Source organism: Nocardia sp. NPDC059691 (assembly GCF_042733915.1).
Classification (GTDB): Bacteria; Actinomycetota; Actinomycetes; order Mycobacteriales; family Mycobacteriaceae; genus Nocardia; species Nocardia sichangensis.
This window is the reverse complement of the sequence record NZ_JBHWFB010000003.1, coordinates 59,885-83,659: the sequence shown is the minus strand read 5'-3', so window position 1 is coordinate 83,659 and position 23,775 is coordinate 59,885. Positions and strand designations below refer to the sequence as shown.

The following is a 23,775-nucleotide window of genomic DNA, read 5'->3' as shown; positions in this document are numbered from 1 at the left end:
CACCCTAGCCACGCCGGGGGCCGCGCGGCGTTATCCGGACACGGCGGAGCCCGGGCGCAGCACGATCTTGCCCAGTACCGTCCTTTCCTCCAACAGGCGATGCGCGCGGCTCGCCTGGTCCAGCGGCAGCACGGCCTCGACCAGCGGGTCGAGGCCGCCCGCCGCCGCGCGGGCCAGAACGGCGGTGCGCGCTTGGGCTACCCGGTTCAGCCAGTCCGGTCCCGCGCAACCGATGAAGGTGAGCCCGCGCATGAGCAGGTCGCTCGCCGACACCTGCGCGGGTGCTCCGGACAACCATCCGTAGCCCAGCATCCGGCCGCGCAGGGGTGTCAGGAGATCGAGCAGGCCGGCGGCGCTCGCGCCGCCGATCGAATCGAACACCACGTCCACCGTTGCACCGTCGAGTGTTTCGCGCAGCCGGGTGGTCCAGTCCGGATCGTTGTGGTCGATCACCTCGTCGGCTCCCAGTTTGCGCGCGTGGGCGACCTTGTTGGGACCACCTGCGGTCCCGATGACGCGAGCCGCCCCGAATTCTCTCGCCAATTGGGTCAGCGCGCTGCCGATGCCCGTGGCGGCGGCTTCGATCAGGACGGTTTCGATGCCGGTGAGCGCGGCGGTCTCCAGCAGTGGAATCGCCACCGATCCGTTCATCAGCACCGCCGCGGCGTCCACGAAGGACAGGCCGTCCGGAATGGAAACCACGGAATCCGCGTTGGCGGCGACGAATTCGGCGTAAGCGCCGGAACCCTGGGTCGACACGACGACCCGGCGTCCGATCAGCGCCGGATCGACTTGCGCGCCGACCTCGGTGACGACCCCTGCGGCTTGGAAACCGAAAACCAGCGGCAGCGGCGCGCCGAGCGGGAACTCGCCGGAGCGCAGCTTGGTCTCGGGGAACAGCACCGGGATCGCCTCGGCGCGGATCACCACCTCGTCCGCTTCTGCCCGTGGCGCCGGGACGTCCGCGGTGACCAGCACGTCCGGGCTGCCCGGCGCCGTCATTACGATTGCCTGCATATGAACTCCATAAGTTGACTGACAGTTCAATTGACTCACCGATGATATGGACCGTCGGTCAACTTGTCTAGAAAGTGGATGCGATGGGCGACGGACGGCCGAAGGAACGAGCCGACGCGGCGCGCAACCGGCGGGCGATAGTGGACGCCACCTTCGCCCTGTTGGCCGAGCACGGCGCCGAAGCGATCACCATGGACCGCGTCGCGGCCGCCGCCGGAGTGGGCAAGGGCACGATCTTCCATCGCTTCGGCAGCCGGGCGGGGCTGTTGCACGAGATGGTCGCGCAAAGCGCGGTCGCGCTCATGGACGCGGTCACCAGCGGCCCGCCACCCCTCGGCCCCGGTGCGCCCGCCGATGCCCGGCTGGTCGCCTACTTCGACGCCATGGCACGGTTGGTGATCAACAATTCCGAGCTGATGGTCGCCTATCGCACCGAGCCGCCACATCCGCGAACCGCCGAATTCCACGCGTTCTGGGACCACCACATCACCACGTTGCTGCGCGAGGCGCGTCCGGACCTGGACGCCGAAGTAGTCGGGCGGCTACTGCTCGGCGCGCTGAGCGCCGAATTGGTGCCTGCCATGGTCCGCGCGGGCGAGACGGAACGGTTGCTGGCCGCGGTGCGCGAGCTGGTCGAATCGGTGCTACGCGCGCCGTGACGGCTCGTGTGGCGCGTCGATCGGCCGGCTCGTGGGGCGAACCGTGATTCGGGGGCGGCGTGTGGCCGCGCCCCGCGCAGTGGTGCAGTGCGGTCTGTGGCGGCGGTCATTGTCCGCACGGCGCCGCTACGAAAGGCGCGCCGGTGCGGTCGATGCGGTGTGTCGCATGAGCTTTGGATCCGCCAGGATGGCGATCAGTCCCGCGACAGAATGGCCTCGAACCGTTCGTCGGCTCGGTCGAGCTGATCGAGGATGTGCTGCCGGACGTGCTCGGCCAGCGGCGTGTCCGGCCGGGTGACCAGATCGCGGTACACGTCGGTGAGCGGGCGGTACTTGGCGGCGAGTCTCGCCATCGCGGGGCCGGTGGCGTAGAGGATGCCCACACCGTTGTCGGTGAAGTCGGAGAGCTTGATGACGCGGGCCCACGGGTCCCGGTCCAGATTCGTCGCGACATGCTCGCGGTACTGCGCCTGCCGGTCCCGGGCCGGATCCGGCTCGGGATTGGTCACCGCGGCCACGAGATCGGCCACTCGCGCACCGAACCGATCGGTGAGCGCGCCCAGTGCGGCGTCGACGGTGGGTCCGGGACGATCGGCGGCCAGCTCGGCGGCGTGGTCCTCGACCGCGTCGTGCAACAGCCCCGCCGCGACCACGTCCGGATCACGAACCTCGTAATGGCTGATGATCCGAATCGACACGCGCAGAAGATGACTGAGATAGGGCTCGCGGCCGTACCGATCGTCGCGATGCAGATCGGCCGCGAGATCGAGCGCCGCGGCCAAGCGTTGCGTGTCCGGCAACTCGGCGATTTCCAGCAGTAATCGTTCGCGCAGCCCGGCCTCGCCGTAGACCTCGCTGATCGTGTGCAGCGGCATCACGGCCAAGACCCCCGCCCCTGGATTGCTCATAATGCCAGGCTAACCGGAGCGAGGGACACGTGGCGGACGACGATCACTTCCGACCTCGACGATGGTTCAGCTCGAAACGGTGCGTGGGAGCTGGGTCAGCGGACGCCGCGTGGACGGTACTGGATGCTGATCCGCGGACCGGTGGGCCTGCGCGTCTTGGGCACGGCGTGCTCCCAGGTGCGCTGGCAAGAACCGCCCATGACCAGCAGGTCGCCATGTCCGACAACGTATTTGATGCTCGGGCCACCGCCGCGCGGCCGGAGTAGCAGCGCCCTTGGCGCCCCGATCGACACGATCGCGACCATGGTGTCGTGCGTGGCGCCGCGGCCGATGGTGTCGCCGTGCCAGGCGACGCTGTCGTGCCCGTCCCGGTAGTAGCACAGGCCCGCGGTGCGGAACGGTTCGCCGAGTTCGCGCCGATAGTGCTCGCTCAGTGCTGTGCGCGCGTCGGCGAGTGCCGGATCCGGCAGCGGTTCGTGCTCCGCGTAGAACCGCAGCAGCCGGGGCACGTCTACCACGCGGTCGTACATCGGCCTGCGTTCGGCTTTCCATGGCACGCCGTCGACCAGTCGGTCGAACAGCGCGTCCGCGCCCGAAAGCCAACCGGGCAGCAGATCCACCCAGGCGCCGTGGTCGAGCACCGTACGGCGCGCGTCGCGCAGCGGCCCGAGTTCGGTCTCACCGAACCCGTCGAGCAGCGATCTCTGTAGCGGTGTGGACATGCGGCCGAGCGTACCGCTGATCGAACATATGTGCTAGCGGTTTTCGGTCATATTCGTCGAACTTCCCCCGCGATCGACGGGACACCACCAGCGTGAGGAGAGGAGCTGCCGGTCGGCAAGCTGATCGGACGACGGGAGTCGTCATGAGCGGAAGACCGCCGCAAGCCCCCACGGCCGGTGTGGGGATGACCGCGATGGTGGCGGCGCTGGAGCGTCCCGCGCTCCTTGGCAGCCGCGATCTCGGTGTGTTTCTCGCCGTCCGCCGACAGCGGCCGCGGCTACGCGCTCAGTGGCCCCGCTCACAGCGCGATATGCCTGGTGAAATCAAGGGTTGGGGCGCTGCTACGCTGCTTGCCGTAAGACATCCTTTAACGGACCGTCCGGTGAGGCGGGGAAGGAGGTCGGCATGGCCGTGCCCGAAGAACGGGCCGCCAAGTCCGGCGCTGCCGAGACTTCGCAGCGACATACCCCGGAATGGGTGGCGGCGGGACGAGAGCTGTTGTCGGCTTCGGATGTCGGGCGGACCGTCGCGCGCATCGCGCACCAGATCATCGAGAAGACCGCGCTGGACGCGGGTGAGCCGGGCGCGCCACGCGTGGTGCTGATCGGCATCCCCACCCGGGGCACAACCCTGGCCGCGCGGCTCACCGGCAAGATCGAGGAATTCTCCGGCGTCCGCCCGGCTCTGGGCTCGCTCGACATCACCCTCTACCGGGACGATCTGCGCAGCCGCCCGCACCGGCCGCTGGAGCGCACCTCCGTTCCGGAAGGCGGTATCGAGGACGCGCTCGTGGTACTGGTCGACGACGTCCTGTTCTCCGGCCGCACCGTCCGCTCCGCGCTCGACGGTCTGCGCGACCTCGGCCGCCCGCGCGCGGTGCAGCTGGCGGTGCTCATCGACCGCGGTCACCGGGAACTGCCGATCCGTGCCGATTACGTCGGCAAGAACGTGCCGACCAACCGCTCCGAGGACATCTCGGTACTGCTGACCGAACACGACGGCCGGGACGGCGTCTACCTGCACCAGGAGGAGGCGTGATGAAGCTGCCACACGCCGGCTCGCGGCAGGAGGCAGGCGCGTGAGGCATCTGCTGTCGGTCGCCGCGCTCGATCGCGCCGCCGCGAACGAGCTGCTCGACGAGGCCGAGCGGTTCGAACAGGCGCTGCTCGGCCGCGAGGTGCACAAGCTGCCCACGCTCCGCGGGCGCACCGTGATGACGGTCTTCTACGAGAACTCGACCCGGACCCGGGTCTCGTTCGAGGTCGCGGGCAAGTGGATGAGCGCGGACGTGATCAACGTGAGCGCGAGCAGCTCCTCGGTCGCCAAGGGCGAGTCGCTGCGCGACACCGCGCTCACCCTGCACGCCGCGGGAGCCGACGCGCTGATCGTGCGGCATCCGGCCTCCGGCGCCGCGCACCAGATCGCGCGCTGGATGGACGAGTGGGCGGTCTCCACGGGGCGCGGCTCCGGCCCGGCGGTCGTCAACGCGGGCGACGGAACGCACGAGCACCCGACCCAGGCGTTGCTGGACGCGCTGACCCTCCGGCAGCGGCTCGGCGACATCGAGGGCAAGCGGGTGGTCATCGTCGGTGACATCCTGCACAGCCGGGTCGCGCGATCGAACGTCTTCCTGCTGGCCACACTCGGCGCGGAGGTCGTGCTGGTCGCTCCGCGCACGCTGCTTCCGGTCGGCGTGGAGAGCTGGCCCGCCCGCGTCTCACACCACTTGGACGCCGAGCTGATCGGCGCCGACGCCGTGCTGATGTTGCGGGTGCAGGCCGAGCGGATGAACGGCGGGTTCTTCCCGTCGGCCCGCGAGTACTCGATCACCTACGGACTCTCCGAACGCAGGCTGGCCCTGCTGGAAGACCACGCGGTCGTGCTGCACCCCGGCCCGATGCTGCGCGGCATGGAAATCGCGTCCTCCGTCGCGGACTCGCCGAAAGCCGCTGTGCTGCAACAGGTCACCAACGGGGTGCACGTGCGGATGGCGGTGCTGTTCCGCCTGCTCGTCGGAACCCAGGAGGCAGTGGCATGAGTGGAAGGAACGACGCCATCGTTCTGATCAAAGGCGTGCTGCTGTACGGCGAAGGCGAGCCGGTCGACGTGCTCGTCGCCGACGGGGAGATCCGTCAGATCGGCACCGATCTGGGCGTGGTCGACGCCGAAATCATCGACGCGCAGGGCCAGATCCTGCTGCCCGGCTTCGTCGACCTGCACACCCACCTGCGTGAGCCGGGCCGCGAGGACACAGAGACCATCGAGACGGGTTCCGCCGCCGCCGCGCTCGGCGGCTACACCGCGGTGTTCGCGATGGCCAACACCAATCCGGTCGCCGACTCGGTGGTCGTCACCGACCATGTGTGGCGGCGGGGCCGTGAGGTCGGACTGGTCGACGTGTATCCGGTCGGCGCGGTCACCGTGGGCCTGGAGGGCAAGCAGCTCGCCGAGATGGGGACCATGGCCGCGGGCGTCGGGGCGGTGCGCATGTTCTCCGACGACGGTCACTGCGTCTACGACCCGTTGATCATGCGCAGGGCCCTGGAGTACGCGAACTCGCTCGGGGTGCTGATCGCGCAGCACGCGGAGGAGCCCAGGCTGACCAAGGGCGCCGTCGCGCACGAGGGGCCGACCGCGGCCCGGCTGGGGCTGGCCGGCTGGCCGCGCGCGGCCGAGGAGTCGATCGTGGCGCGCGACGCCTTGCTGGCGCGCGACGCGGGCGCCCGCGTGCACATCTGCCACGCCTCCACCGAGGGCACCGTGGAACTGGTGAGATGGGCCAAGTCCCAGGGTATTTCGATCACCGCCGAAGTGACCCCGCACCACCTGCTGCTGGACGACTCCCGGTTGGAGACCTACGACGCCGTCAACAAGGTCAACCCGCCGCTGCGCGAGGCGTCCGACGCCGCCGCGCTGCGGCAGGCGCTGGCCGAGGGCATCATCGATTGCGTCGCCACCGACCACGCGCCGCACGCCGAGCAGGACAAGTGCTGCGAGTTCGCCGCGGCGCGGCCCGGCATGCTCGGCTTGGAGACGGCGCTGTCGATCATCGTGCGGACCATGGTCGAGCCCGGGCTGCTGGACTGGCGCGGCGTCGCCCGCGTGATGAGCGAGCGACCGGCCGCGATCGTCGGCTTGGACGAGCACGGCAGACCGCTCGAGGTCGGCGAGCCGGCCAACTTGACGCTGGTCGACCCGGAGGCGAGCTGGACGGTGCGTGGAAAGGACCTGGCCAGCATCTCGAACAACACGCCGTTCGAGGCGATGACCTTCCCGGCCCGGGTGACGGCGACGTTGCTGCGCGGCCGGGTCACCGCCAGGGACGGCAAGGCGCTGGTCGACCGGGCGGAGGCGTAGATGAGCAACCGAGGCGCAGCCGTTCGAGGAGGTTCGTAGTGGAGAGAACACTCTGGGTGGTCGGGCTGCTGATCCTGTTCGCGGCCTGCCTGTGGCTGATGTACCGGGGCTGGCGCAACCGCGCGGCGCGCCAAGCCGAGCGCATCGGCACGCTGCCCACCGTGCCGGCGGAACTGGGTGCGCAGGTATTGGAGCCGACCACCGGCCTGTACTTGGGCAGCACCATCGCGCCGAGCTGGCAGGACCGGATCACCGTCGGCGATCTGGGTTTCCGGGCCACCGCGGAACTCACGCGGTTCGAAAAGGGGATTCTGCTCGAACGCGACGGCGCGACGGTGATCTGGATTCCGGACGAATCCATCACCGCGGTGCGCACCGAACGCGGGCACGCAGGCAAAGTGATGACGGAAGATGGTGTGCTGGTCATTCGCTGGAAGCTGCCGACGGGAACCGAGATCGATACGGGTTTCCGCGGCGACGACAAGTCGGTCTACCCGGCTTGGCGCAGGCTTCCCGCGGCGGATCAGAGCGGGACGATGACGGGAGATGACGAGGGATGACAGGAGAAGCAGCACTCGTGCTGGAGGACGGCCGGGTGTTCCGCGGCCAGGCCTACGGCGCCGTGGGCCAGACGCTCGGTGAGGCGGTGTTCTGCACCGCGATGACCGGGTACCAGGAGACCCTCACCGACCCGTCCTACCACCGCCAGATCGTGGTGGCCGCCGCGCCGCAGATCGGCAACACCGGCTGGAACGACGAGGACGACGAGTCCACGAAGATCTGGGTCGCCGGGTACGCGGTGCGCGACCCGGCGCGGCGCGCCTCCAACTGGCGCGCCACCAGGACGCTGCCGGACGAGCTGGAACGTCAGCGGATCGTCGGCATCGCGGGCATCGACACCCGCGCGCTGGTACGTCATCTGCGCACGCGCGGTTCGATGAAGGCGGGCATCTTCTCCGGCGACGCGCTCGCCGCCGCGGACGAACTGGTGGACCGAGTGAACGGTCAGCCGTCCATGCTGGGCGCCGACCTCGCCGGCGAGGTGACCACCGACGCGCTCTACACGATCGAGCCGGAGGGCGACCATCGCCGCACGGTCGTCGCGGTCGATCTCGGGATCAAGACCAACACCCCGCGCATGTTCGCGCAGCGCGGCATGCGGGTGCACGTGGTGTCCTCGAACACCACGCTGGACCAGATCCTCGAACTGAAGCCCGACGGGGTCTTCCTGTCCAACGGTCCAGGCGACCCGGCCACCGCCGACGCGGCGGTCGAGTTGACCCGTGGCGTGCTGGGCGAGGGCCTGCCGCTGTTCGGTATCTGCTTCGGCAACCAGATCCTCGGCCGCGCGCTCGGCCGGGGCACCTACAAGATGAAGTTCGGCCACCGCGGCATCAACGTCCCGGTGGTGGAGCACGAGACCGGCCGGATCTCGATCACCGCGCAGAACCACGGGTTCGCGCTGGAAGGCGAGCGGGGCGAGCGGTTCGACACCCCCTTCGGCACGGCCGAGGTGAGTCACGTCTGCGCCAACGACGGCACGGTCGAGGGCGTCCGGCTGGTCGACGGCCGCGCCTTCTCCGTGCAGTACCACCCGGAAGCCGCCGCCGGACCCCACGACGCCGCGTACCTGTTCGACCGTTTCGCCGGTCTCATGGAAGGAGCCTGATGCCTCGCCGCGAGGATCTCGAGCACATCCTGGTGATCGGTTCTGGCCCGATCGTCATCGGCCAGGCGTGCGAATTCGACTACTCCGGCACGCAGGCGTGCCGGGTGCTGCGGGCCGAGGGCCTGCGGGTGTCGCTGGTCAACTCGAACCCGGCGACGATCATGACCGATCCGGAGTTCGCCGACTCCACCTACGTGGAGCCGATCACGCCGGAGTTCGTGGAGAAGGTGATCGAGAAGGAGCGTCCGGACGCCATCCTGGCCACCCTCGGTGGCCAGACCGCGCTGAACACCGCGGTCGCGCTGCACGAGCGCGGAGTGCTGGCGAAGTACGGCGTGGAACTCATCGGCGCCGACTTCGACGCCATCCAGCGCGGTGAGGATCGGCAGAAGTTCAAGGACATCGTGGCCAAGGTGGGCGGCGAGAGCGCCCGCTCCCGGGTCTGCTTCACCATGGACGAGGTCCGCGATACGGTCGCCGAACTCGGCTACCCCGTGGTGGTGCGCCCGTCGTTCACCATGGGCGGCCTCGGTTCCGGCATGGCCTACAACGAGGAAGACCTCGATCGCATCGCCGGCGGCGGCCTGGCCGCCTCGCCCACCGCGAACGTCCTGATCGAGGAGTCCATCCTCGGCTGGAAGGAATACGAGCTCGAGCTGATGCGGGACGGTCGCGACAACGTCGTGGTGGTCTGCTCGATCGAGAACGTCGACCCGATGGGCGTGCACACCGGCGACTCGATGACCGTCGCCCCGGCGATGACGCTCACCGACCGCGAGTACCAGAAGTTGCGTGATCTCGGCATCGCCATCCTGCGCGAGGTCGGCGTCGACACCGGCGGCTGCAACATCCAGTTTGCGGTGGACCCGCGCGACGGCCGCCTGATCGTCATCGAGATGAATCCGCGCGTGTCGCGTTCGTCCGCGCTGGCGTCGAAGGCGACCGGCTTCCCGATCGCGAAGATCGCCGCCAAACTGGCCATCGGCTACACGCTCGACGAGATCGTCAACGACATCACCAAGGAAACCCCGGCCTGCTTCGAGCCGACCCTCGACTACGTGGTCGTCAAGGCCCCGCGGTTCGCGTTCGAGAAGTTCCCCGGCGCCGACGGCACGCTGACCACCACCATGAAGTCCGTGGGCGAGGCCATGTCCCTCGGCCGCAACTTCTCCGAGGCGCTCGGCAAGGTGCTGCGTTCGCTGGAGACCAAGGCCGCGGGCTTCTGGACCCAGGACGACGGCGCGTGGACCGACGTCGAAGCGATCCTCGAAGACCTGCGCACGCCCACCGAAGGGCGCATCTACCAGGTGGAGCGGGTGCTGCGGCTGGGCGCGAGCATCGAGGACGTCGCCGCCGCCTCCGGCATCGACCCGTGGTTCGTCGCGGAGGTGGCCGGTCTGGTCGAGTTGCGCCGGGAGATCCTCGACGCGCCCGTGCTGGACGAACCGCTGTTGCGGCGGGCCAAGCACTACGGCCTGTCCGATCGTCAGCTGGCCGCGCTGCGACCCGAACTGGCAGGGGAGAGCGGTGTGCGCACCCTGCGTCACCGGCTCGGGGTCCGCCCGGTCTTCAAGACGGTCGACACCTGCGCCGCCGAGTTCGAGGCCAAGACCCCGTACCACTACTCGGCCTACGAGCTCGATCCCGCGGCCGAGTCCGAGGTGGCGCCGCAGCCCGAACGCGAGAAGGTGATCATTCTCGGGTCCGGGCCGAACCGCATCGGCCAGGGCATCGAGTTCGACTACTCGTGTGTGCACGCGGCGCAGACGCTGTCGAAGGCCGGATACGAGACGGTGATGGTCAACTGCAACCCCGAGACCGTCTCCACCGACTACGACACCGCCGATCGCCTCTACTTCGAGCCGCTGACTTTCGAAGACGTGCTCGAGGTCTACCACTCCGAGTGCGAGTCCGGCACCGTCGCCGGTGTCATCGTGCAGCTGGGCGGGCAGACCCCGCTCGGCCTCGCGCAGCGGCTCACCGCGGCGGGCGTGCCGGTGGTCGGTACCAGCGCGTCCGCGATCGACCTGGCCGAGGACCGAGGCGAATTCGGTGACGTGCTGGTCGCGGCCGGTCTGCCCGCGCCGAAGTACGGCACCGCGACCACCTTCGCGCAGGCGCGCAAGATCGCCAACGACATCGGCTACCCGGTGCTGGTGCGCCCCTCCTACGTGCTCGGCGGCCGCGGTATGGAGATCGTCTACGACGAGAACTCCTTGGAGGGCTACATCTCCCGGGCCACCGAGCTGAGCCCGGAGCACCCGGTGCTGGTCGACCGGTTCCTGGAGGACGCGATCGAGATCGACGTCGACGCGCTGTGCGACGGCGAGGAGGTCTACCTCGGCGGCGTGATGGAGCACATCGAGGAGGCGGGCATCCACTCCGGTGACTCCGCCTGCGCGCTGCCCCCGATCACTTTGGGCCGCAGCGATATCGAGTCGGTGCGCCGCTCGACCGTCGCGCTCGCCAAGGGCATCGGCGTCCGCGGCCTGCTCAACGTGCAGTACGCGCTCAAGGACGACGTGCTCTACGTTCTGGAGGCCAATCCGCGCGCGAGCCGGACGGTTCCGTTCGTGTCGAAGGCCACCGCGGTGCCGCTGGCCAAGGCCGCCGCGCGGATCATGCTGGGCGCCACCATCGCCGAACTCCGCAAGGAGGGCATGCTGCCGAGCGAGGGCGACGGCGGGCACGTCGCGCTGGACGCTCCGGTCGCGGTCAAGGAGGCCGTGCTGCCGTTCCACCGCTTCCGGCGCGCCGACGGCAGCGGCGTGGATTCGCTGCTCTCGCCGGAGATGAAGTCGACCGGCGAGGTGATGGGCATCGACGCCGATTTCGGCACCGCCTTCGCCAAGAGTCAGACCGCCGCCTACGGCTCGCTGCCCACCGAGGGCACCGTGTTCGTCTCGATCGCCAACCGGGACAAGCGCGCGATGGTCTTCCCGGTGAAGCGCCTGCACGACCTCGGCTTCCGCATCCTCGCCACCGAGGGCACGGCGGAGATGCTGCGCCGCAACGGGATTCCGTGCGAGCAGGTGCGCAAGCACTCCGAAGTGGGGCCGGACGACGAGCCGACGATCGTGGAGCAGATCCGCGACGGCGAGGTCGACATGGTGTTCAACACGCCTTACGGCAACTCCGGCCCTCGCGTGGACGGCTACGAGATCCGCAGCGCGGCGGTCGGGGTGAACATCCCGTGCATCACCACCGTGCAGGGTGCGGCGGCCGCGGTGCAGGGCATCGAGGCCAGCATCAACGGTGGCATCGGCGTGCGGTCGCTGCAGGAACTGCACTCGGTGCTGCGTGGGTGAGCCGCGACCGGACGGAACGGGTGCGATGAAGACCTTCGGCGACCGCCTGCGGCACGCGATGCGGCAACTGGGGCCGGTGTGCGTCGGCATCGACCCGCACCCGGAACTGCTGCGGTCCTGGGGACTGACCGAAGACGTCGAGGGACTCGAGCGGTTCGCCGAGATCTGCGTGGAGGCGTTCGACGGCCTCGTCGCACTGGTCAAGCCGCAGGTCGCGTTCTTCGAAGCCCACGGCTCCGGCGGCATCGCGGTCCTGGAGCGCACCATCGAGGTGCTGCGGGCCTCGGGAACCTTGGTGCTCGCCGACGCCAAACGCGGCGATATCGGGTCCACCATGGACGCCTACGCGCGGACCTGGCTGGCCGACGGCCCGCTCGGGTCCGACGCGGTCACGGTCTCGCCGTATCTTGGCTTCGGTTCGCTGGCACCGGCGCTGACGCTCGCCGAGGCAGGCCACCGCGGCGTCTTCGTGCTCGCGGCGACCTCGAACCCCGAGGGAGCGCAGGTGCAGCGGTCGGTCGCGGCGGACGGCCGCACGGTCGCGCAGACCATGGTCGACGAGGCAGCGGCGCGCAACGCGGGCGGGGAGTTCGGTTCGGTCGGCGTTGTGGTCGGCGCCACGCTCAGCGAGGCACCAGATCTCTCCGCGCTCAACGGCCCGATCCTCATGCCAGGGGTTGGCGCCCAAGGCGGCGGCCCGGAAACCATCAGGGAGCTGGTCCCGAAGGCGATGCTCCCGGCCGTCGTGCCGAACGTCTCGCGGGAGGTGCTGAGGGACGGGCCCACCGTTCCGGCACTGCGTGCCAGAGTGCACGGTTTCCAGGACGCGTTCGCGTTCCTCCAGAAATGACCGCGAAAGGCCGGCGCATCCGCGCCGGCCTTCGTCGTTTCCGTCCCTCGAGCGTGCAGGTGTTCGCACACACGTGCCCCTTAGCGGGGCCTGTGCGCGCTCCTGCGCTGATTTCGGGGCCGATCGGTGCACGGATGGGCACAACGCTCCTGGACCGACGTACAGGGCCGGTATCCGGCACCGGATGCCGGTCATGGCGGCCGAAACGGCTCGGATGTGACGCCCGACACGCGCAAAAAACTCGCGACACGCGGAGAATTTCCAGAAAGTTCCTGGTAGGGCGCGTGAGGGGTTGCTGGAGAGATGCGCTGCCGTCTCGCAACCCTTCCGCAAACCATTTGGTTTGTCGAAAACGCCCTGATGGCGGCACATTTCGCTGATTCGGTATCGCGATGCGCTCGATGGCGCGGGCGGCACCGGCGCCGGGCCGCCGTGGTGCGGTCCGTATCCGGAATCATGCGCTGACCTGGGGGGTGGGTTCGCAATCGGCGGACGTCGTGGGTACGGTCGCTGAGACTGCCGGGTTACCGGCAGGAGTTGAATGCAATGAACGATGAGACGGAGGAACCGTGGCCCTTCCCCAGCTGACTGACGAGCAGCGCGCCGCTGCTTTGGAGAAGGCGGCTGCCGCTCGCCGCGCTCGGGCGGAGCTCAAGGAGCGCTTGAAGCGTGGCGGCACCAACCTGAAGCAGGTGCTCACCGACGCCGAGACCGACGAGATCCTCGGCAAGATGAAGGTGTCGGCGCTGCTGGAGGCCCTGCCGAAGGTGGGCAAGGTCAAGGCGGCGGAGATCATGAGCGAGCTGGAGATCGCCCCCACCCGGCGGCTGCGCGGACTCGGCGACCGGCAGCGTAAGGCGCTGCTGGCCCGGTTCGACTTCGACGCCTGACGACGAGGGTGATCGAACACACGCGGAAGGGTCGACTGGTCGTACTGGTCGGCCCCTCGGCCGTGGGCAAGTCCACCGTGGTCCGCTGTGTCCGCGAACGACTGCCCTACCTGGTCTTCAGCGTGTCGGCAACGACCCGGGCCCCGCGGCCCGGGGAGGTCGACGGCCTTGACTACCACTTCGTCTCCCGTGCGGAGTTCGACGCGATGATCGAGGCGGATGAACTGCTCGAGTGGGCGGACATCCACGGCGGGTTGCAGCGTTCGGGCACCCCCGCCGGGCCGGTGCGCGCCGCGCTGGCGGAGGGCCTTCCGGTACTGGTCGAAGTGGATCTCGAGGGCGCGCGATCGGTGCGCCGGGCGATCCCCGACGCGATTCTGGTTTTCCTTGCCCCGCCGAGCTGGGACGAGTTGGTGGCGCGACTGACCTCGCGCGGCACCGAGTCGCCCGAGGTGATCGAGCGTCGCTTGGAGACGGCCAGGATCGAGCTGGCGGCCTGTGACGAGTTCGACATGGTTATCGTCAACGACGAGGTGACCAGCGCCTGTGAGCAGTTGGTATCGTTGTTCGTTAGCACAAATTCGAGTTCGTGACCCCCACCTGCGCATGAGCGATCAGGCCCGGAGGAGGTAGCCTGCGTATTCACGTAGGGCCCTTCGCGCATGCGCAATCCACTCCGGCATGAGTGACCAGGCCCGGAGGCGGCACGCCGCCGCACTCGCAGGGCCCCTCGTTCATCCGACCGACCACAGCAGGAGTCTTCCTAGTGACGGACACCAAGACCGCGCCCGCTTACGACACGCCGGTCGGCCTCACCAACCCGCCGATCGACGAGTTGCTGGAGCGCACGTCGTCCAAGTACGCCCTGGTCATCTACGCGGCCAAGCGGGCCAGGCAGATCAACGACTACTACAACCAGCTCGGCGACGGCATCCTCGAGTACGTCGGCCCGCTGGTCGAGCCGGGTCTGCAGGAGAAGCCGCTGTCGGTCGCCCTGCGCGAGATCCACTCCGACCTGCTCGAGCACTCCGAAGGCGAGTGAGGCGAACCCCGGTTCGCCGTGACCACTACTAGGCCGGAGGCGTAGTGACCACAAGGATCGTCGTCGGTGTAGCCGGAGGCATCGCCGCCTACAAGGCGTGTTCTCTGGTCCGGCGATTCACCGAGACCGGACATGACGTCCGGGTGATCCCCACCACCTCGGCGCTGGAGTTCGTCGGCAAGGCGACCTTCGAGGCACTGTCCGGGAACCCGGTGCACACCGGCGTGTTCTCCGACGTGCCCGAGGTGCCGCATGTTCGGCTGGGCCAGGAGGCGGACCTCGTGGTCATCGCCCCGGCGACCGCCGACCTGATGGCCCGTGCCGCGTCCGGCCGCGCCGACGACTTGCTCACCGCCACGCTGCTGACGGCCCGATGTCCGATCTTGTTCGCGCCCGCGATGCACACCGAGATGTGGGAGCATCCGGCGACCGTCGCCAACGTCGCGACCTTGCGCGCCCGCGGTGCGATCGTCATGGAGCCCGCGGCGGGCCGGCTCACCGGCGCCGACACCGGCCCCGGACGGCTGCCCGAGCCCGAGGAGATCTTCGGCCTCGCGTCGCTGCTCATGGAGCGTGCCGACGCGATCCCGCGGGATCTGGCGGGCCGCCGGGTCGTCATCACGGCGGGCGGCACCAGGGAGCCGCTGGATCCGGTGCGTTTCCTGGGCAACCGCAGCTCCGGCAAGCAGGGCTACGCGCTCGCGCGGGTCGCGGCCCAGCGCGGCGCCCACGTGACGTTGATCGCGGGCAACACGATCGAGATGGCGGCGCCCGCCGCCGTCGACCTGGTGCACATCACCACCGCCGAACAGCTGAAGACCGCCGTCGACAAGCACGCCGTCGGCGCCGACGCGGTGATCATGGCCGCGGCGGTCGCCGATTTCCGGCCGACCAACGTCGCCGCCGCCAAGATCAAGAAGGGCGCAGGCGAGCCCGACGTCATTCCGCTGACCAAGACCGACGACATCCTCGCCGGCTTGGTGCAGGCGCGCCGCGACGGGCAGTTGCCCGGCACCGCGATCGTCGGTTTCGCCGCCGAGACCGGTGACGAGCACGGCGATGTTCTCACCCACGCGCGGGCCAAGCTCGCACGCAAGGGGTGCGACCTGCTCGTGGTCAACGCGGTCGGCGAGGGCAAGGCGTTCGAGGTGGACACCAACGACGGCTGGTTGCTGGGCGCGGACGGCACCGAGCAGGCGCTCGATCACGGCTCCAAGGCGTTGCTGGCCAGCCGTGTGCTCGACGCGCTGAGCGTGTTGCTGCGCTGAGCCGGGCCGCGTCCCTGCCAGGATTGCCATCCGGTCCGTCGTTCGCGGCGCCGTCGTCAATTCGGCACCGGCACGACACCGGGAGTTCAGCTGTCCGGGATGGCCGCGGCGTTGAGGTCCGCCCTGTCGGTGATTTGGAATAGGCTGAGATATAAGGGTTGCGCAGTCGCGACATCGCGTTACTGTCGCAAGCCGATACGAGTAACCCGTTGAGGGAGAGGGAAGAACTGTGCGCACGTCCGGGAGCCGGCTTTTCACCAGTGAGTCCGTGACCGAAGGTCATCCGGACAAAATCTGTGATGCCATCAGCGATTCCATTCTCGACGCGTTGCTCGCGGAGGATCCGCGCAGCCGGGTCGCGGTGGAAACCCTCGTGACGACCGGCCAGGTCCACGTCGCGGGTGAGGTCACCACGTCGGCGTACGCCGATATTCCCCGAATTGTCCGGGAAAAGGTCCTGGAAATCGGATATGACTCGTCGGCAAAGGGATTCGACGGAAATTCCTGCGGTGTGAATATCGCGATCGGCGCGCAGTCGCCGGATATCGCGCAGGGTGTGGACACCTCGCACGAGGCGCGCATCGGCGGCTCCGACGACGAGATCGAGCGGCAGGGTGCGGGCGATCAGGGCCTGATGTTCGGTTACGCCACCAAGGACACCCCCGAGCTGATGCCGCTGCCGATCGCGCTCGCGCACCGGTTGTCGCGCCGCTTGACCGAGGTGCGCAAGACCGGCGTGCTGCCCTACCTGCGTCCGGACGGCAAGACCCAGGTCACCATCGAGTACGACGGTGATCGCCCGGTCCGCTTGGACACGGTGGTCGTCTCCACCCAGCACGCCGCCGACATCGACCTGGACAACCTGCTCGCGCCCGACATCCGCGAGAAGGTCCTCGACGCGGTGCTCGCCGACCTCGAGCTGCCCAGCCTGGACATCTCGGATATTCGCCTGCTGGTCAACCCCACCGGCAAGTTCGTGCTGGGCGGCCCGATGGGCGACGCGGGCCTGACCGGCCGCAAGATCATCGTCGACACCTACGGCGGCATGGCCCGCCACGGCGGCGGCGCTTTCTCGGGCAAGGACCCGTCGAAGGTGGACCGCTCCGCCGCCTACGCCATGCGCTGGGTCGCGAAGAACGTCGTCGCGGCCGATCTGGCCGACCGCGTCGAGGTCCAGGTGGCCTACGCGATCGGCAAGGCGGCTCCGGTCGGTTTGTTCGTCGAGACCTTCGGCACCGAGAAGATCGACCCGGCGCGCATCAGCACCGCTATCACCGAGGTCTTCGACCTGCGTCCCGGCGCCATCATCCGCGACCTGGACCTGCTGCGTCCGATCTACGCGCCGACCGCCGCGTACGGCCACTTCGGCCGCACCGACGTGGACCTGCCGTGGGAGCACACCGACCGCGCCGACAAGTTGCGCGCCGCCGTCGGACTCTGACCTCGATCAGGTCCGAGTGAACGAACCCGCGGCGGACACCTCCGCCACCGAGGCGGACCGTCCGGCCGCGGGTCCCGCGGGCGTGGAGTTGCCGATCGCCAGGGTGCTTCCGCTGCTCTCGCCCGCGCATCTCGACCGCGACTTCGACTACCTGGTGCCTCCCGAGCTGGACGAACTCGCCCAGCCGGGGGTCCGGGTGCGGGTCCGTTTCGCCGGTCGGCTGGTCGACGGCTATCTCCTGGCTCGATCGCGGCACAGTGACCACGGCGGAAAGCTGGTCAAGCTGGAACGCGTCGTCTCCGGCGAACGCGTGTTGACTCCCGAAATCCTGGAGCTGGCCGGCAAGGTCGCGGCCCGATATGCGGGGACGCGTGCCGATGTCCTGCGTCTGGCGATACCACCGCGCCACGCCCGCACCGAAACCGGTGGCGGGAAGAAGTCCGCTGCGGCCCGAGCCGATTCCGCGAACGAAAACCCCGCCGCCGCAATTGGTCCCGTGCGGTCGGACGTGGCGAGTTCCGTGTCCGCCGGAGAGTTGCCCGTTGCATCGCCGGAATCCTCTGACCTGCAAGCTGACTCGGCCGATGTGAGCAGCGCGGCTCCGAAAAGTGGTGCTGCGGCGGAACCGGATTCGAAGCGCGATAGCCCTGGCGCCGGCCGATATGTGCCCGCGCCGGAGATCGACGAGAAGCTCGATGCCGAGCCGTCCGCACGTGCGCATCCGAAGCTCGGGCAAACCGGCGCGGGGGACTCGGGCGGCCCGGGGGAGGCGAGCGGCGACGCCGAAGACCGAACCGCCTTCGTCGATTCGGAGTTTCCGGCCATAGATCTCGCGCCTTGGGAACGGTACGTCCACGGGGCGGCGTTCGTCGCCGCCCTCGGCCAGCGGAAAGGGGCGCGCGCGGCCTGGCAGGCACTGCCCGGTGAGGACTGGCCACGACGGCTGGCTGAGCTCGCCGCCGTGGTGGCGCGGCAGGGGCGCAGCGCGATCCTCATGGTCCCCGACCAACGCGACCTCGACCGGGTCCTCGCGGAATGCGTTGGGCTGGTGGGGGACTCGGCAGTCGGGTTGTCCGCCGGTCTCGGTCCAGCGGCTCGGTACCGGCGGTGGCTCGCGGTGCTGCGCGGTTCGGCGCGAGTGGTGGTGGGCACGCGCAGCGCCGTGTTCGCACCGGCGTTGGACCTCGGGCTGATCGCGTTGTGGGACGACGGTGACGACACCTACGCCGAACCGCGTGCGCCGTATCCGCACGCGCGTGAGGTGGCGATGTTGCGGGCGCACGAAACCGGTGCGGCCTTCGTCGCGGCGGGTTTCGCGCGCACCGCGGAGATCCAAGCGGTGGTCGATTCGGGTTGGGCGCACGATCTGGTCGCCGATCGTGCCGTGCTGCGCAAGGCCACGCCGCGCATCAGCGCCCCCGGCGACAGCGATATCGCGCTGGAACGCGATCCGGTCGCCCGTGCTGTCCGAATTCCCGGTGTCGCCTTCGCGGCTGCCCGCGCCGCGCTGAAGGAAGGCGCGCCGGTGCTGGTACAGGTGCCGCGTCGTGGGTACATTCCCGCGCTGGCCTGCGGGAAATGCCGTACTCCTGCTCGATGCCGACACTGCGGCGGGCCGCTCGCGCTGCCGGAAGCTCGGGGACCGCGCGGATCGGCCGCCGACCCCGGCGCGGCCGCGCAGAGTCCCGCTTGCCGTTGGTGCGGGATCACCGAGACCGCGTTTCGTTGCACCACCTGCGGGTCGCGCGCACTGCGCGCCGTAGTGATCGGAGCGGCGCGCACGGCGGAGGAGCTCGGCCGTGCGTTTCCCGGCGTACCGATCCGTGCTTCCGGCGGCGGCACCGTGCTCGACACCGTGGAGCCGGGCCCGCAAGTGGTCGTCGCTACGGTCGGCGCCGAGTCGGTGGTTCCTGGCGGCTACGGTGTCGCGTTGTTGCTCGACGGCTGGGCGCTGCTCGGCCGAGCCGACCTGCGTGCCGCCGAGGACGCGCTGCGCCGCTGGATGGCCGCCGCGGCGCTGGTCCGCGCGCACGGCCAGGTCATCGTCGTGGCCGAGCCGTCCATCCCCACCGTGCAGGCGTTGGTCCGATGGGATCCGGTGGGCGCCGCGCGCGCCGAGGTCGCGGCGCGGGCCGAGGTCGGCTTCCCGCCTGCCGTCCGTCTCGCCGCGATCGACGGCACCGCCGACACGATCGCCGAACTGCTCTCTGCGGCGGACCTGCCGGATACGGTCGACCGCCTCGGACCAGTGCCGCTGCCGGACGGCGCCCGCAAACCGTTCTCCTCCGGCGATGCGCCCGCCGAAGTCGAACGCCTGCTGCTGCGGGTCGAGCGCCGCTCCGGAGCGGCGCTCGCGCGTGCCCTGCGCGCGGCTCAGGCGGTTCGCAGCACGCACCGTTCGGACGCCCCCCTGCGCGTGCAAATCGACCCGGTCGACATCGGCTGACGGCTACCGGAGTCGGTGGCTCCACCGCTGCCCCGTCGGCATGGGCTTCGGTAGCGCCTCCGGACACCCGGGCTGGCTCGGGAGAAGGTCGCCGTACTCGGACCGGGCACGGATCGTACCGCTCGCTTCGCCCCATCAATCTCGTGCGCGCTTGTCTCGGGCTATCGCGGCGAACCGTCCGCAACGGACCCGCGCCGCCCAGGTGGACTGCCCTCGTTCTCGCCCAGCACGGGTGAGCATGACCGCCTCGCCGTTTCGCGCCGGCGAAACGTCGAAGCCGGCGATCATCTCGCGACAGCGCAGCGCTCGGCCGAGCTTCAGGCGAAGGCCGCTCGATTGCGAGCGGCCCAGTCGGCGTATTTCGTGGCCGGGCGCCCGAGCACACGCGGCACGTCGGGGCTGATCCGCTGCTCGGCGGGTGTCGGCTCGCCGAGGATGGTCAGCGTGTGGTCGGCCACCGGCTCGGGCATGAAGTCGAGCATCGCCGAACGGGCCTGTGCCCGAGTCAATTCCACGAATCGGAGCGGCTCGCCGACTGCCGCGCCGAGTGCTTCGGCCTGGGCGCGCGGGGTAGCGAGCTCGGGCCCGGTCAGGGTGTAGACCTGTCCGTCGTGCCGGTCGTCGCGCAATGCCGCCGCTGCGACCGCGGCGATGTCGGCCGGATCGATCGAGGGAAGACCGACGTCGCCGAACGGTGCTGCGACCAGGCGCTGCGTGCGCACCGCGTCCGCCCACGCGTAGGTGTTGGAGAAGAATCCGGCGGGCCGAAGGAAGGTCCAGGCCAACCCGGAGTCCCTGATCGCCTGTTCGTAGGCGATGAGCCGGGCGTATCCCGCCGCGTCCGGTCGAGTGGCAACGCCCTGCGAGGACACGAAGACCACGCGCCGCACGCCTCCCGAGGCGGCGATTTTCAGCACCTGCTCTGGTTCCGGACCCGCCACCAACTGCTCGCCGGTGATCAGAAGAAACAGGGTGTCGGCTCCCGCGAGAGCGGGGGAGAGGCTTTCCGGCTCAGCCAGATCGGCCCGAACCGAGCGGACTCCGTCGGGCAGCGAAAGGTCCGCATGCCGCGCGACGGCTGTCACCTCCTCGCCGGCGTCCGCCAGCGCCCGCACGAGGGGCGCGCCGATATTCCCGGTAGCTCCGGTGACCACGATCATTGTGACTCCTTAGTTAGTTGTCTGACTAAAAAGACGGTAGCCGGTCATCGCCGCGCTGTCTACAGTTAGTTGTGTGACTGACTCACAGGCGAAGGCTGGATCGGGCAAGCGGGAGCGGCTGGTCGAAGCCGCGGTGCAGGTGTTCTATCAGCAGGGCGTGGAGAAGACGACGATCGCCGACATCGCGCGTGCCGCGGACGTTCCGGTCGGCAACGTCTACTACTACTTCAAGACGAAAGACCAGCTCATCGAGGCGGCGATCGGCTCGCACGCGCGCATTCTCGATGCCGTGATCGCCGCGAGCGACCGGCACGAGACGCCTTCGGGGCGGCTGAAGGCCCTGATCGCGGGATGGGTCGCCGATCGTGAGCAGACCGTGCGTTACGGCTGCCCGTTCGGCACTTTGTCCTCGGAATTGGACAAGCGGGGGGACGGGCTCGATGCCGCGGCCGCCGAGGTGATGCGCGTGCTGGTGGATTGGGCTGAACGGCAGTTCGCCGCGATGGGACGCGCGGACGCGAAGGAGCTCGCGATCGCCTATGTCGCGGCTTATCAAGGGATTTCCCTGCTCACCAACACTTTTCGTGATCCCGGACTGATGGTCGCCGAAGGGGCGCGGCTGTCGCGCTGGATCGATTCGCTGGTGAGCTGACTCCGGCTGGGCGCGGATGCCGAAACCGAGCCTTGCATTCGATGCATTGTCGATATATCGTCGATAGCATGATTCGAACACGAGAGCCTTGGGAGGCTGACATGGAACACCGAGAACATCGAGAATTCGGCCGGCGTGGCCGCGGGCCGGTGCCCGGTCACGAGGGCTTCGAGCACGGGCGGCGCTTTCGCCGGGGCGGACGTCACGGCTTCGGCCCGGAGTTCGGGCCGGGCTTCGGTCCCGGCTTCGGCCCGCATTTCGGACGCGGACGCGGACGCGGCGGCCGGGGTAGGCGTGGTGACGTACGCGCCGCCGTGTTGTTGCTGCTCGCCGAGCAGCCCATGCACGGTTACGAACTGATCCAGCAGATCCGTGGGCGCAGCAACGACATCTGGCGGCCGAGCCCCGGATCGATCTACCCCGCGCTGGCGCAACTGGAGGACGAGGGCCTGGTCCTCATCGAGAAGGTCGCCGGGCGCAAGACCGCGAAGCTCACCGAGTCCGGCGCCGAGTACGTCGCCGCGCACCGGGACGAGCTGGGCGATCCGTGGGCGGACGTGCAACAGGACGTCGGCGCACAGGCGATGGACCTGCGCGCACTCGTCGGACAGCTGATGGGGGCGGTGGCACAGGTCGCGGCGGCAGGCACCCCGCAGCAGGCGGCGCGGGCGGCGGAGTTGCTCACCGAGACCCGCAAGTCCCTTTACCGCATCCTCGCCGAGGACGAGACCCCCGAGAAGTAGGGGACGCGAAACACCCCTATACCGCGCGCATTTCGGGCCGATCAGAGGGATCATTGTGAGATGCGACAGTCGATCCGAGCGGGAACTTGGGGCGTTTCACACTTGCGTGATGCCGTGCTGGCCTTCGTGGTGGCCGGTGTGGCCGCGCTCGGCCCGGGCGTGGCGTCGGCCGAGCCGCTCGGCTTCCGCCCGCCCGACGTGCCGACGTACGCCGCTCCACCGCAATCGGACCACCTGGCCGCCGCGTGGTATCAGAAGAGTCATCCGAACGCGGTCCCCAGCGGTACCAACGATTTCGGCTGCGTGCCCAGCGCCCGGCATCCCCGTCCGGTGGTGCTCGCGCACGGGACCGACTCCACAGCCTATTCCGACTGGTCGGGGATCGCGCCGCAGCTGACCGCGGCCGGATTCTGCGTGTTCGCGCTGAACTACGGCGGCAAGCCCGGCGCGCACAGCTACGGCACCGAGGATCTGGTGCTCAGCGCCTACCAGGTCGGTGCGTTCGTCGATCGAGTGCTCGCGGCGACCCACGCGGACAAGATCGATCTGGTCGGGTTCTCGCAGGGCGCGAACGTGACGCGTTACTACGTCAACAAACTGGGCGGTGCGCCGAAGGTCGAGCAATGGGTCGGCCTCGCATCGCCCAGTTACGGCGGTGTGATGTACGGGCTGGTGCCGGTCGCCGAGGCGATCCCGGGCGCTCTGCAGGCGTTCGCTCAGGTGACTTCGCTCGCCGCCGTGCAGCAGGCCGAGGGGTCGCCGCTCATGCTCGATCTCAACGCGGGTGGCGACACGGTGCCCGGGGTGCGGTACGTGACCGTCGGCAGCCACGTCGACGAGATGATCCAGCCGTTCGAGAACATCGCGCTGCGCGGGCCCGGCGCGCGGAACATCGCCCTGCAAGACCTGTGTCCCGCCGACCTCACGGGGCACTTCCACATGGTGTACGACCCGTTCGTGCAGGAGTTGCTGCTCACCCTGCTGGATCCGGGCAGCCCGGCGCCGGTGTGCAGGCCGGTCCCACTCGGCACCGGTATCCCGGAGGTCATCATCGCGGGTCATTCCTGACCGGAACCGCCCGCGGCGCCTGGTTCGCGGACTGCTGTGGGGTCCGGAGACGGTGATCGGACTCGGATCCGGTACCTCGGATACAGGCACGCCGAGGCAGCGGACCGCCTGCCGGAGGCGTACGCCGTGCCCACCGCCGAGTGGCCGGTGCGTGTCGCCGAGTTCGCCCTGTGTTCGCCCGTGTGCATTCGGCACGCGTACCGGCTGACGCCGAAGCGGCTGAATCCGGTCCGCTGACCGCGACGCGGCCGGTGTGAATACCAGACGCTGCGCTACACGAGCGGCGGTGCAGCTCGCACTGCTCCCGGGTATCGGCGTATTCGGAGGCGATCATGTGCCACGGCTGATCCGAGGCCCGCTCAGCGGCCTGAATGAAGTGCGGACAAAAGCGCCGGACCGCTTGCCGCGACCTGGCTCGACCGACGCCGTGCCGACGCACGTCTGCCCGCGTGCGAGGTCGACGCGAAGCTCATCGACTCGGCCGCCGTGCGTAACACCTTCGCGCCGTGCTCGCGGCCGGGTGTGACGACCTGGTGACGTGCAGTGAAACCCTGCGTTCTATCGGCTTTCGTCC

The 23,775-nt window shown here is 69.3% G+C and carries 21 protein-coding genes; 17 read left to right on the top strand and 4 right to left on the bottom strand.

Features of this window, described 5'->3' with window-relative positions; genetic code table 11:
- Window positions 1-30 precede the first annotated feature (30 nt).
- A complete protein-coding gene (locus tag ACFV2O_RS07495; RefSeq protein ID WP_379250974.1) occupies window positions 31-1,017 on the bottom strand; it encodes a zinc-binding alcohol dehydrogenase family protein in 987 nt (328 codons plus the stop codon).
- An 83-nt stretch (window positions 1,018-1,100) separates the two neighbouring features.
- Between ACFV2O_RS07495 and ACFV2O_RS07490 the strand changes: the two genes are divergently transcribed.
- A complete protein-coding gene (locus ACFV2O_RS07490; RefSeq protein ID WP_356961709.1) occupies window positions 1,101-1,676 on the top strand; it encodes a helix-turn-helix domain-containing protein in 576 nt (191 codons plus the stop codon).
- Between the two features lie 194 nt (window positions 1,677-1,870).
- Here ACFV2O_RS07490 and ACFV2O_RS07485 read toward each other — a convergent pair whose 3' ends face one another.
- Together ACFV2O_RS07485 and ACFV2O_RS07480 are read right to left on the bottom strand one after the other, a co-directional pair.
- On the bottom strand, window positions 1,871-2,584 hold the full coding sequence (locus ACFV2O_RS07485; RefSeq protein WP_355070613.1) for an HD domain-containing protein: 714 nt from the start codon (window positions 2,582-2,584) through the stop codon (window positions 1,871-1,873).
- A 95-nt stretch (window positions 2,585-2,679) separates the two neighbouring features.
- Window positions 2,680-3,306, bottom strand: coding sequence for an alpha-ketoglutarate-dependent dioxygenase AlkB (locus tag ACFV2O_RS07480; protein ID WP_379250971.1), 627 nt, complete (start codon window positions 3,304-3,306; stop codon window positions 2,680-2,682).
- Between the two features lie 406 nt (window positions 3,307-3,712).
- Between ACFV2O_RS07480 and pyrR the strand changes: the two genes are divergently transcribed.
- The 13 genes from pyrR to ACFV2O_RS07415 all read left to right on the top strand — a co-directional run bounded on the left by pyrR (window position 3,713) and on the right by ACFV2O_RS07415 (window position 19,578).
- On the top strand, window positions 3,713-4,345 hold the full coding sequence (gene pyrR, locus ACFV2O_RS07475; protein ID WP_379250969.1) for a bifunctional pyr operon transcriptional regulator/uracil phosphoribosyltransferase PyrR: 633 nt from the start codon (window positions 3,713-3,715) through the stop codon (window positions 4,343-4,345).
- 40 nt (window positions 4,346-4,385) lie between these two features.
- A complete protein-coding gene (locus tag ACFV2O_RS07470; protein ID WP_355070621.1) occupies window positions 4,386-5,345 on the top strand; it encodes an aspartate carbamoyltransferase catalytic subunit in 960 nt (319 codons plus the stop codon).
- On the top strand, window positions 5,342-6,664 hold the full coding sequence (locus ACFV2O_RS07465) for a dihydroorotase (RefSeq protein ID WP_379250967.1): 1,323 nt from the start codon (window positions 5,342-5,344) through the stop codon (window positions 6,662-6,664). The genes ACFV2O_RS07470 and ACFV2O_RS07465 overlap by 4 nt, the downstream gene beginning before the upstream one ends.
- 38 nt (window positions 6,665-6,702) lie before the next feature.
- The gene (locus ACFV2O_RS07460; RefSeq protein WP_379250965.1) at window positions 6,703-7,224 is read left to right on the top strand and encodes a transporter; all 522 of its coding nucleotides are present in this window, start codon (window positions 6,703-6,705) and stop codon (window positions 7,222-7,224) included.
- Entirely contained in the window at window positions 7,221-8,333 is a 1,113-nt protein-coding gene (carA, locus tag ACFV2O_RS07455; RefSeq protein ID WP_379250963.1) for a glutamine-hydrolyzing carbamoyl-phosphate synthase small subunit, read from the top strand. Before ACFV2O_RS07460 ends, carA begins: the two co-directional genes overlap by 4 nt.
- Window positions 8,333-11,641: a carbamoyl-phosphate synthase large subunit gene (gene carB / locus ACFV2O_RS07450; RefSeq protein ID WP_379250961.1), complete on the top strand. Its 3,309-nt coding sequence runs from the start codon at window positions 8,333-8,335 to the stop codon at window positions 11,639-11,641. Before carA ends, carB begins: the two co-directional genes overlap by 1 nt.
- A gap of 25 nt (window positions 11,642-11,666) precedes the next feature.
- Complete coding sequence (gene pyrF, locus ACFV2O_RS07445; protein WP_379250959.1) at window positions 11,667-12,491, top strand: orotidine-5'-phosphate decarboxylase; 825 nt, start codon at window positions 11,667-11,669, stop codon at window positions 12,489-12,491.
- A 569-nt stretch (window positions 12,492-13,060) separates the two neighbouring features.
- Complete coding sequence (gene mihF / locus ACFV2O_RS07440) at window positions 13,061-13,381, top strand: integration host factor, actinobacterial type (protein ID WP_028476708.1); 321 nt, start codon at window positions 13,061-13,063, stop codon at window positions 13,379-13,381.
- Window positions 13,382-13,389: 8 nt separating this feature from the next.
- Window positions 13,390-13,974 carry a guanylate kinase gene (gene gmk / locus ACFV2O_RS07435; protein ID WP_379250957.1) on the top strand — a complete coding sequence of 195 codons (585 nt, stop codon included), beginning with the start codon at window positions 13,390-13,392 and terminating at the stop codon, window positions 13,972-13,974.
- A 173-nt stretch (window positions 13,975-14,147) separates the two neighbouring features.
- The gene (rpoZ, locus tag ACFV2O_RS07430; protein ID WP_355070636.1) at window positions 14,148-14,423 is read left to right on the top strand and encodes a DNA-directed RNA polymerase subunit omega; all 276 of its coding nucleotides are present in this window, start codon (window positions 14,148-14,150) and stop codon (window positions 14,421-14,423) included.
- A 44-nt stretch (window positions 14,424-14,467) separates the two neighbouring features.
- Window positions 14,468-15,691: a bifunctional phosphopantothenoylcysteine decarboxylase/phosphopantothenate--cysteine ligase CoaBC gene (coaBC, locus tag ACFV2O_RS07425; RefSeq protein ID WP_355070638.1), complete on the top strand. Its 1,224-nt coding sequence runs from the start codon at window positions 14,468-14,470 to the stop codon at window positions 15,689-15,691.
- A gap of 229 nt (window positions 15,692-15,920) precedes the next feature.
- On the top strand, window positions 15,921-17,132 hold the full coding sequence (gene metK / locus ACFV2O_RS07420; protein WP_379250955.1) for a methionine adenosyltransferase: 1,212 nt from the start codon (window positions 15,921-15,923) through the stop codon (window positions 17,130-17,132).
- 16 nt (window positions 17,133-17,148) lie between these two features.
- Entirely contained in the window at window positions 17,149-19,578 is a 2,430-nt protein-coding gene (locus tag ACFV2O_RS07415; protein ID WP_379250953.1) for a primosomal protein N', read from the top strand.
- Between the two features lie 317 nt (window positions 19,579-19,895).
- On the opposite strand, the gene ACFV2O_RS07410 is transcribed toward ACFV2O_RS07415, so the two are convergent.
- On the bottom strand, window positions 19,896-20,738 hold the full coding sequence (locus ACFV2O_RS07410) for an NAD(P)H-binding protein (RefSeq protein ID WP_379250951.1): 843 nt from the start codon (window positions 20,736-20,738) through the stop codon (window positions 19,896-19,898).
- Window positions 20,739-20,811: 73 nt separating this feature from the next.
- On the opposite strand from ACFV2O_RS07410, the gene ACFV2O_RS07405 reads away from it, so the two are divergent.
- The 3 genes from ACFV2O_RS07405 (at window position 20,812) to ACFV2O_RS07395 (ending at window position 23,201) form a co-directional block, all read left to right on the top strand.
- Window positions 20,812-21,390 (top strand): TetR/AcrR family transcriptional regulator, encoded by a 579-nt coding sequence (locus tag ACFV2O_RS07405; protein ID WP_379250949.1) that lies wholly within the window; start codon window positions 20,812-20,814, stop codon window positions 21,388-21,390.
- A 101-nt stretch (window positions 21,391-21,491) separates the two neighbouring features.
- Window positions 21,492-22,133, top strand: a complete 642-nt coding sequence (locus ACFV2O_RS07400; RefSeq protein ID WP_379250947.1) for a PadR family transcriptional regulator — start codon at window positions 21,492-21,494, stop codon at window positions 22,131-22,133.
- A gap of 60 nt (window positions 22,134-22,193) precedes the next feature.
- Window positions 22,194-23,201 carry an esterase/lipase family protein gene (locus tag ACFV2O_RS07395; protein WP_379250946.1) on the top strand — a complete coding sequence of 336 codons (1,008 nt, stop codon included), beginning with the start codon at window positions 22,194-22,196 and terminating at the stop codon, window positions 23,199-23,201.
- Window positions 23,202-23,775: the final 574 nt, after the last annotated feature.

Excerpts from the sequence above, each read along its gene's own strand:
- pyrF (WP_379250959.1), top strand. The coding sequence starts at position 11,667 with ATGAAGACCTTCGGCGACCGCCTGCGGCACGCGATGCGGCAACTGGGG.
- ACFV2O_RS07395 (WP_379250946.1), top strand. The coding sequence starts at position 22,194 with ATGCGACAGTCGATCCGAGCGGGAACTTGGGGCGTTTCACACTTGCGT.
- ACFV2O_RS07400 (WP_379250947.1), top strand. The coding sequence starts at position 21,492 with ATGGAACACCGAGAACATCGAGAATTCGGCCGGCGTGGCCGCGGGCCG.
- ACFV2O_RS07485 (WP_355070613.1), bottom strand. The coding sequence starts at position 2,584 with ATGAGCAATCCAGGGGCGGGGGTCTTGGCCGTGATGCCGCTGCACACG.
- carB (WP_379250961.1), top strand. The coding sequence starts at position 8,333 with ATGCCTCGCCGCGAGGATCTCGAGCACATCCTGGTGATCGGTTCTGGC.
- carA (WP_379250963.1), top strand. The coding sequence starts at position 7,221 with ATGACAGGAGAAGCAGCACTCGTGCTGGAGGACGGCCGGGTGTTCCGC.
- ACFV2O_RS07410 (WP_379250951.1), bottom strand. The coding sequence starts at position 20,738 with ATGATCGTGGTCACCGGAGCTACCGGGAATATCGGCGCGCCCCTCGTG.
- ACFV2O_RS07490 (WP_356961709.1), top strand. The coding sequence starts at position 1,101 with ATGGGCGACGGACGGCCGAAGGAACGAGCCGACGCGGCGCGCAACCGG.
- pyrR (WP_379250969.1), top strand. The coding sequence starts at position 3,713 with ATGGCCGTGCCCGAAGAACGGGCCGCCAAGTCCGGCGCTGCCGAGACT.
- ACFV2O_RS07495 (WP_379250974.1), bottom strand. The coding sequence starts at position 1,017 with ATGCAGGCAATCGTAATGACGGCGCCGGGCAGCCCGGACGTGCTGGTC.
- ACFV2O_RS07480 (WP_379250971.1), bottom strand. The coding sequence starts at position 3,306 with ATGTCCACACCGCTACAGAGATCGCTGCTCGACGGGTTCGGTGAGACC.
- ACFV2O_RS07465 (WP_379250967.1), top strand. The coding sequence starts at position 5,342 with ATGAGTGGAAGGAACGACGCCATCGTTCTGATCAAAGGCGTGCTGCTG.